This is a genomic window from Sulfolobus sp. B1 (genome assembly GCF_007050195.1).
In the GTDB taxonomy this organism is placed as follows: Archaea; Thermoproteota; Thermoprotei_A; order Sulfolobales; family Sulfolobaceae; genus Saccharolobus.
Genome location: NZ_QIMI01000074.1, coordinates 1 through 8,303 on the forward strand (window position 1 = coordinate 1; position 8,303 = coordinate 8,303).

General features: G+C 33.1%; 13 protein-coding genes and 1 pseudogene. 5 read left to right on the top strand and 9 right to left on the bottom strand.

Translation table 11 applies throughout. The annotated features are described in order from the left end of the window. Nucleotides 1-166 precede the first annotated feature (166 nt). The gene (locus tag DMP16_RS06175; RefSeq protein WP_069282301.1) at nt 167-1,309 is read left to right on the top strand and encodes a tryptophan--tRNA ligase; all 1,143 of its coding nucleotides are present in this window, start codon (nt 167-169) and stop codon (nt 1,307-1,309) included. On the opposite strand, the gene cbp1 is transcribed toward DMP16_RS06175, so the two are convergent. Further along, the gene (cbp1, locus tag DMP16_RS06180) at nt 1,278-1,733 is read right to left on the bottom strand and encodes a CRISPR DNA repeat-binding protein Cbp1 (protein WP_069282300.1); all 456 of its coding nucleotides are present in this window, start codon (nt 1,731-1,733) and stop codon (nt 1,278-1,280) included. The genes DMP16_RS06175 and cbp1 overlap by 32 nt on opposite strands. 300 nt (nt 1,734-2,033) lie before the next feature. Between cbp1 and DMP16_RS06185 the strand changes: the two genes are divergently transcribed. Both DMP16_RS06185 and DMP16_RS06190 read left to right on the top strand, forming a co-directional pair. Further along, on the top strand, nt 2,034-2,597 hold the full coding sequence (locus DMP16_RS06185) for a LysE family transporter (RefSeq protein WP_069282299.1): 564 nt from the start codon (nt 2,034-2,036) through the stop codon (nt 2,595-2,597). Further along, nucleotides 2,587-3,303 (top strand): 5-formyltetrahydrofolate cyclo-ligase, encoded by a 717-nt coding sequence (locus tag DMP16_RS06190; protein ID WP_069282298.1) that lies wholly within the window; start codon nt 2,587-2,589, stop codon nt 3,301-3,303. Before DMP16_RS06185 ends, DMP16_RS06190 begins: the two co-directional genes overlap by 11 nt. Here DMP16_RS06190 and DMP16_RS06195 read toward each other — a convergent pair. Then, nucleotides 3,277-3,624, bottom strand: coding sequence for a helix-turn-helix domain-containing protein (locus DMP16_RS06195; protein WP_069282297.1), 348 nt, complete (start codon nt 3,622-3,624; stop codon nt 3,277-3,279). The two genes, DMP16_RS06190 and DMP16_RS06195, sit on opposite strands and share 27 nt — an antisense overlap. A 95-nt stretch (nt 3,625-3,719) precedes the next feature. Between DMP16_RS06195 and DMP16_RS06200 the strand changes: the two genes are divergently transcribed. Then, nucleotides 3,720-3,929, top strand: a complete 210-nt coding sequence (locus DMP16_RS06200; protein ID WP_069282296.1) for a hypothetical protein — start codon at nt 3,720-3,722, stop codon at nt 3,927-3,929. Here DMP16_RS06200 and DMP16_RS06205 read toward each other — a convergent pair. From DMP16_RS06205 to DMP16_RS10975, 7 genes are read right to left on the bottom strand one after another with little or no spacing between them, the layout of a single operon-like run. Then, nucleotides 3,926-4,816 carry an Mrp/NBP35 family ATP-binding protein gene (locus tag DMP16_RS06205; protein WP_069282295.1) on the bottom strand — a complete coding sequence of 297 codons (891 nt, stop codon included), beginning with the start codon at nt 4,814-4,816 and terminating at the stop codon, nt 3,926-3,928. The genes DMP16_RS06200 and DMP16_RS06205 overlap by 4 nt on opposite strands. Further along, nucleotides 4,817-5,380, bottom strand: coding sequence for an adenylate kinase family protein (locus DMP16_RS06210; RefSeq protein WP_069282294.1), 564 nt, complete (start codon nt 5,378-5,380; stop codon nt 4,817-4,819). Next, entirely contained in the window at nt 5,381-5,542 is a 162-nt protein-coding gene (locus DMP16_RS10970) for a hypothetical protein (RefSeq protein ID WP_185957827.1), read from the bottom strand. Nucleotide 5,543: 1 nt separating this feature from the next. After that, nucleotides 5,544-6,116: a rhomboid family intramembrane serine protease gene (locus tag DMP16_RS06215; protein ID WP_069282293.1), complete on the bottom strand. Its 573-nt coding sequence runs from the start codon at nt 6,114-6,116 to the stop codon at nt 5,544-5,546. Nucleotides 6,117-6,154: 38 nt separating this feature from the next. Further along, entirely contained in the window at nt 6,155-6,781 is a 627-nt protein-coding gene (locus DMP16_RS06220) for a peptidase M50 (protein ID WP_069282292.1), read from the bottom strand. A gap of 4 nt (nt 6,782-6,785) precedes the next feature. Beyond that, the gene (locus tag DMP16_RS06225; RefSeq protein WP_069282291.1) at nt 6,786-7,412 is read right to left on the bottom strand and encodes a hypothetical protein; all 627 of its coding nucleotides are present in this window, start codon (nt 7,410-7,412) and stop codon (nt 6,786-6,788) included. 19 nt (nt 7,413-7,431) lie between these two features. Next, nucleotides 7,432-7,590, bottom strand: coding sequence for a hypothetical protein (locus DMP16_RS10975; RefSeq protein ID WP_185957828.1), 159 nt, complete (start codon nt 7,588-7,590; stop codon nt 7,432-7,434). A gap of 93 nt (nt 7,591-7,683) precedes the next feature. Between DMP16_RS10975 and DMP16_RS06230 the strand changes: the two are divergent. Further along, nucleotides 7,684-8,303: pseudogene (locus DMP16_RS06230) on the top strand (MMPL family transporter); the annotation flags it as partial.

Below are 8,303 nucleotides of genomic sequence, written 5' to 3' on the forward strand. Positions count from 1 at the left end.
TAGAAAGATATTAGAGGAGGCATCCATAGTGGCAGAGCAAAGGATGAAGGAGAAGTTCCCAGAACTACCAGCTGGATCTGCTTTACTCAACAAATCCAATACATAAAGGGGTTTCGTTCCTCTTATTATTTTAACCTTTTATATTTTTACTCCTTCTTTTATCATAATGCCAGACGAATTCGTTGTTACTCCATGGGAAGTCAAAGGTAAGGTTGATTATGATAAGCTAATAGTTCAATTTGGAACTCAAAAGATCACCGAATCTCTAAAGGAGAGGATAAAGAGTTTGGTTGGAAGTTTACACGTCATGTTGAGGAGAGATATATTTTTCTCCCATAGAGATTTAGATTTAATTCTTAATGATTATGAAAATGGGAAGGGATTTTTCCTATATACTGGAAGAGCTCCATCCTTAGGGATGCACGTTGGTCACTTAATACCATTTATATTCACTAAATGGCTTCAAGAGAAGTTTAAGGTGAACGTTTACATCGAGATTACTGATGACGAAAAGTTTATGAGGAATGCTGACTATACTCTAGAGCAAACTAGGAGTTGGGCTTATGATAATATTTTAGACATAATAGCTGTAGGCTTTGATCCAGATAGGACTTTCATTTTTCAAGATACTGAATATATTAGGAACATGTATCCTATAGCGATTAAAATTGCTAAAAAATTGAACTTCTCTGAGGTAAAAGCCACCTTTGGGCTAGATATCTCTTCCAACATTGGTATAATATTCTATCCAGCATTACAAATAGCTCCTACCATGTTTGAGAAGAGAAGATGCTTGATACCAGCCGGTATAGACCAAGATCCCTATTGGAGGCTTCAGAGGGATATAGCGGAATCTTTAGGATATTTTAAGGCTGCTCAAATACACAGTAAGTTTCTTCCACCATTAACCGGTCCAGAAGGTAAAATGAGCTCCTCAATACCAGAATCTGCTATTTATTTAACTGATGATCCTAAAACCGTTGAGAGAAAAATCATGAAGTACGCATTTTCTGGCGGTCAGCCTACTATTGAACTTCATAGGAAATACGGAGGAAATCCAGATATTGATGTTTCATTTCAATGGTTGTATTACTTTTTTGAAGAGGATGATAGAAGAATCGAGGAAATAAGAGAAGAATACAAGTCTGGTAAAATGTTAACAGGTGAATTGAAGCAAATTCTCGTTGAGAAGTTAAATGAGTTTTTAGAAAGGCATAGGCAGAATAGGGAAAAAGCTAAGGATTTAGTAAATGTGTTTAAATATGATGGTAAGTTAGCTACTGAGATGTGGCAGAAGATTCATGAATAGGCTTATATACGCCTAATTTTTTTAAATGATAAACTACTAAATTTGTAGAGATATTTAGGTCTTTTGCTATTCTATAAATTGATTCTCCTTTTTCATATTTTTCTTTTATCTTAGTTATTTCATCTTTATTTAGCTTTCTTTTCCTCTTCACTAAATTGTTTTTTCGAAGTATTCTTAGAACAGTGTTAAAGTTGAGATTAAGTTCCCTACTAATCCGGTTAGCACTATATCCTTGCGAAGCTAACTGGATAATCTTCTTCACTAAATCATTAGGGATCTTCCCTCTAAAATTTACTTGCGCTTTAATTAATAATCTTCTCACCTTAGAGTAACTTAAGCCTAATTGTGAGGCTATTTGCCTAATACTTAAGCCCTCCTCATACATCTTCTTAGCCTTATATAACAACTCCTCATCTTCAACCATGGGTAATAAGGTATTAGATGAAATATATTAATCTTTTCCAAAATCCGCCTTTAATATTACTACTTAATTCTACATGAATATCATATTTAATAGAAAACTCTTAGGAAAAATAGATAACATTAAATAAGTTTGTTATAGTATCATTTGTTAAAGACTTATAAAGCAATCAGACGAGTTCAACTGTAAAATTTTAGTGAGATTTATTTATTATAGCAGAGAGTATATACGTAAATACTTATCAATTATTACTTATAATACAAGCTAACAAGATTTATAGTTGTCTTGAATTAATGATTTTTAATGGACTTGCTTGTATACTTAGGGCTTGGCATAGTATTGGGCTTATCCATGGCTGCTCCGCCTGGTCCAGTTAACGCTATGATAGCTAACGAAGCTACTAAATCATGGCTTCATGGGAGTAGTGTTGGAGCGGGTGCTATGACTGCCGACTTCATCTTCTTTTGGATAGTATTCTTTATTCAAGGTTTTATCCCGAATTATGTGTTAATGCCACTGTATTTAATAGGTGGAGCGTTTATGCTATATCTTTCGTACGCTACTCTAAGATCTAAAATGCCTTCCAGTTCAGTAAGGGGAAACTATTTCATTGGATTGTTAATGGGATTATCAAATCCTTATCAGATAAGTTGGTGGGTCACAGTTGGGATTTCCATGATAAGATCTTTATCCATCTCAATAATACCTGGATTCTTTTTGGGAATAGTAATTTGGATATTTAGTTTTCCTCGACTGATAAACTTAGTAGGATTAAAGTACATAAAATATGTAAAAATTATATCATCTTCAATATTATTAGTATTTGGGATATATCTTATATATGAGGGAATTATTCATGTTATCTAAGCAAGATATAAGGAATTTAGTTTGGAAAAAATTGGAGGAGACTAATATAGCTTCATTTCCGAGACCAGTTTTCGGGAGGATACCTAATTTTAAAGGTGCTGAAATTGCTGCAAAAAAATTGGCTGAGACTGAAGAATTTAAAAAAGCTGAGATCATTAAGGTAAACCCTGACTCTCCACAGTATAAAGTGAGGGAATTTGCGTTAAGGATGGGTAAAAAGGTACTAGTTCCTACGCCTAGACTAAGAGGAGATTTTTATTTACTCGACCCTAAGCGCATATCTAATTACTCGGAGGCTTCTAGGATTAGTGGATTTAGTAAATATGGAATAAAGGTTAACATAGAAGAACTAGATAAAATAGATTTAGTAGTAGTGGGTTCTGTAGCAGTTACACTAAGCGGAGATAGGGTAGGGAAAGGAGAGGGATATAGTGAGCTTGAGTTTGCTATTCTAAGAGAGCTTGGAAAAGTAGGTGAAAACACACCAATTGCTACTACTGTACACGATATTCAAATAGTGAAGGAAATACCGATAGAGCCTTTTGACGTACCAGTAGATATAATTGCAACTCCTACAACAATTATAAGAGTCAATAGAAGGAGAGAAAAACCAAGAGGTCTGTATATAGAATTCTTAACAAAAGAAAAAATTCAATCTACTCCTTATTTAAAAGAATATTTACAAAGAAGATATAATGGACTGTAAATCTTTGCAAACCTCTTCAGCTTTTTTACTCAGCTTATTCCTTATTTCGTCTTTGTTTACACGATACATATACTTAGGTCTTCCGCCTCTGCTAACATTACTTTTCTCTTTTTCTATTAATCCAACATCAGAGAGTTTTTTCAATATTAAACTTGCCCTGCTTTTACTTATTCCTAATTCTCCTGCTATATCGTCGACATTCTTTCCGTCGGTGCTTCTTATTATCTTCATGAAAACTTCTATATCAGCTTCTGACAGAGCATAAGCTACCATCAAGAATCTTCTCAATAAAAAACTTTTTTCGCTAATTTCAATACTCATTAAACTTTCACCAATCTTTATTTAATATATTTTTATTTTTAAATTTTTCCTTCAAGGTCCCTTAAATTTTTATTTGAATATACAATCATAGTATTATGTCTAGAGAAGTGTTAAAGAAGAAGATTTTGGAATTATTGTCAAAGGGTGATATGACATCTACGCAGTTAAGAGACGAGCTAATAAATGAAGGAATAAATTTAATCGAATTTAGAAGTGCTTTGGCTGAACTTGTCAGAGAAGGGGTAGTGGAGAAGTATCCAGTTTATGAGGAGAAAAAATTCTATTTTAGGCTTAAAAACGCTTAAGAATTATTATTATGTTCGAGTATCTTAATTAGTTTATCAGCAACGCTTAAGAACTCTTTAGAGGCTGGAGAATCGGGGTACTTTAAGAAGAAAGGCTCACCTAGATCGTTTGCCTCGGCAATAACTGGATCTAATGGTATTTGCCCTAATAGATCTACACCCATTTCCTCAGCCATCTTCTTACCCTTCCCTTCTCCAAATATATAATAACGTTTACCATCAGAAGGACAAACGAAATGGCTCATATTTTCAATTACTCCTAAAATTTTACTATTGACAGTTCTAGCAAAATTTATTGATTTTCTCACTGCAAGTGTTGAGACCTCAGATGGTATTGTAACAATTATAAAACCAGTCAAGCCAGTGACCAGTTGTGCTACAGAGAGTGCCTCATCTCCAGTTCCGGGAGGCATATCGATTATTAAATAATCTAATTCTCCCCAATTAACATCACCTAAAAATTGCTTTATTGCGGTATGTTTTATTGCGCCCCTCCACACTACTGGAGTGTCATCTCTAGGTAAGAGAAAATCTATCGATACGACTTTTATTCCAAATGGTCCTATTACTGGGTTAATACCTTTATCATCAGCCGTTAACATCTGTCCCCTAACACCTAACATTTTAGGAACTGAGGGACCGTGAAAATCTACATCAACTATTCCAACTTTTCTACCACTTGCTGCCAATGCCATGGCTAAATTAGAGGAAACAAAAGATTTTCCCACACCACCTTTACCACTAACTACGCCAATCTTGTATTTTATGCTTTTTAATTTCATTTGTACTTTTAAATCAGCTGCTTGAACTTGAGGGGCCGCTTTCCTCAAATCTCTTGGCTGTCTCTGCGGTTGAGGGCTTTGAATTCTAAATGGGTTATCACTCATCTAGATATTATTCTCGTGGGAGCTAATAATATTATCTAAATTTATTAAAAGATCTTGCACTTCAGAATTATTTAGCCAATCTACGTCCCTATCACAGACTTTATTTATAATTTTATTTACAATTTGTTCTACGTTATTATTTGTCGTATCTATTTCACATACGTTTTCGAAATTCTGTTTTGCCTCTTCTGCTGTAACTCCTAATATCTCAGCTTCCACGTTCTCCGCTATTTTTAGCTCACTCCAACCCCTATCCTTTAACTCTCTGTATAACTTTAAGGGATTTCTCCTTAAGACTACTACTAGATCAGCTTTAGGAATTAACGATGGATAAATAGTCTCAATTATTACATTAGTCTGCTTTTCCAAAAACTTTCTGAGTTCTTCCTTAACTTTTTCCTCATCTATAACATAACTTTGACTAATCTCATCAAATTCAGTATATAATTTTCTCTCTACTACAAATCGCGATACATTTAAATATTCACATTTAAAAATTTCTCTAAGCTTTGAGGAGACTAAGCTCTTTCCTACACCAGGGGTTCCGGTTATTAGCATTATCATTTAAGTCAATGATATGATAGTTTCTAAGATAAATAAGCCTACTGAAACACCTAATAATATCATCTTAACTGTCTTATCCGCTTCGCTCTTTATGATTTCGTATATACCGTAAGGCAACATAACGAAGCCTATTATTAATAAGATCTCCTCAACTAATATCATGTTAATTAACTTTCCTAGAATGCTTTAAAAGATAATAACCAGCAGCATATATAATACCTCCTATAATACCGCCAACGTGAGCGTAAACGTTTACATTAGGAAAGAAAATGTCACTGATACCGAAAACCGCTATTAGAAATATTAACCCATAAACTCCCAAATTTCCCCCGCTTATAAAGTCATAAAACGTGTAATAAGCTAATATACCAAAAATTCCCCCTGAAGCACCTGAAGACAAGGTAAATGGACCATAAAAAAACACAGTAAATATATTGCCTAATATTCCTGAGAAGAGAAAAATTCCGTATTCATTTCTCTTAGCTCTTGATCCGAAGATCAAATATATTATATACATTGATAAAAAATTAAATACAAAGTCAACAACACTACTTGTTACGAAAATTGATGTGATTAACTCATAATAATAACCATGAATCACCAAATAATTCAGTTGTTCTATATAATATAGATAATTTGTATTTATTAGAGATATTGTAAAACCGATAGCGAAACCAATAAATATTAATAGCATTAATAAAAAGGATGGAGTCGTAAAAATGTCTTTAACATTCATTCCCGTCACCGCTTTTTTCCAAGTTTGTATTGCATTACTTATATGACTACAAAAAATGTTATCACGAATGCAATTAATATTAGAATGCCCCAAATGATGACATTCCATCTAAATATTTTTAACCCGTCTAGTACCCAGAAGGGAAGTAGGTTAAAGAACGCTACCCAGAAATTAAACGAAGCCAGTTCAGCAAAGAAGATTCCTATTAAACTAAATGGAGGCAAAAATAAACTTCCTATAAGCCCTATAAATCCTAGGATGATATTAGTTAAAGGACCTGCCATAGCTGTTTTCCCTTCGATTTCCGTAGAACTTCTAAATCCGCAAGATATTGCTGTATAGCCAGAAAAGAATACTAAAAAGTGAAGGAAGCTCCCTACAAGATTGAATAATAATGTAGTCCAGAAACCTGCAAAGCTTAACGCAAACCTAGAATAGCAATTATATCTTCTAGCCATTTGCCTATGCCCTATTTCATGAGGTATTACGGCTAACAATGCTACAACGTAAGGTATTATTATATTTTGAATCGGATTGGATACTATTGCATAAGGATTATAAAAAGGTATGAAAGCCACTGCTAACGATAATGAAGCTAGTAAAAATGCTACGGCCTCGCTTAAATTATTAAATCTCCATTCTAAGTACCTGTAATTCCATGACATAATTTCATCCTAATAATCTTAGTAACTCTATAGGTATTAAATTATTGCTCACATATCTTACATTAGTACTATCTATTTTCCACATCAGCGCTTTTTTACTATTGCTAATCGTCGTCAAGTATTTTTCCCCATGTATATCAATAACTCCTTCAAATGTTGTATCAAATACCCTTTTGAAGGCGTTGAATGTATCAAAGACTACGAAACGGTAGATAAAGGGCATTATTATATCTAGGCATTTATATTTGTTAGCGAGATTTGACAAAATATCCTCAGATAAGTCCTTATACAATTCAGGTTTGAGTAAAAAGATTTGAGCATTACCTTCTATATTAATTATTACTACAAGAAATTTCTGATAGGACTCGTTAGGAAATGTTACCCAAAGTTCAAATATGTCTAAAACATTACTACACTCTCCACTTAATGCTTTAGAGGGAATGAAAAAAGAGTATGTTGAAGACTTCTCTGAAATGAATTCTAATATTCCCTCAATAAATAGCTTAGCTGAAATTCCTATGGAGTTTAGCTCCGCCTCTAAGGAGCTATCAATTTCAACTATGTGACCTTCATTACTTAAGTACCTCTTTCCAATCCCCCTAACGCTATCAATTGCTACTTCAAACCTCACAAAAATGTAATAGTGTAATTTATACTTTTAAATACTTTGTGTAAATTTCTGCGTTAAGTTCCATATTTTTAGCTAGTACTTTCTCTAAGATCTCCTTATCTTCAGACCTGGGATCATAGTTCTTTATAATATTTTCAATTTGTTCCATTAATTTTAAAACTTCTATTATACTTCCCATACTTTTTATTCAATCCTATCCTCTAAAAAATGGTTTCTTATTTAAAATTGGTATTTCCACAATCTTTATTACTCATACAGAATACGTGAAAATGTGAAGAAAGGTGCACTATTGCTGATATTGTGGCTTATTCTCCTTTCTATAACCTTACCATTAGCTATAAAAACACCTTCTCTTCTCATTTATAGCGACTCACCTTTCTTATCCAATAGTCTACAGAGCGTTAAAGCTCAAAATATTCTAATGAAATACTTTAACATAGGGGACAAAGATTATCTATACGTTATAATAAATGGCACATACAACTACTCTATTGACGAAATTTATCGATATATATATCTGCTTAACGACTCAATTATTATAACTCCTTTCAATTACTCTAAAATACTAGAGAATGAATACATTAGTTATCTTGGGGCAAATGAAAGTATATTAAAGAATGATAATTTATTAACGACTCTTTACCAGAACTTAACTAAACTAAAGCTATTCTATATTACACATTTTCAATATTTTGAATATGAGCTTAACGTAACGTTTTGGTTGCCCTTGCATAATTTCAGTAATAATATTTGCCCAGAGTACAAGATAAACTTCGATAAAGTAAATGGATCTTTATTGGAGAGAGCTAGATATGCAGGTTACTTAACTTTCAGAAATCCCTTTCTTTTCTACTTTGGATTTAACAATTATACAAATTATACATTAGCGTT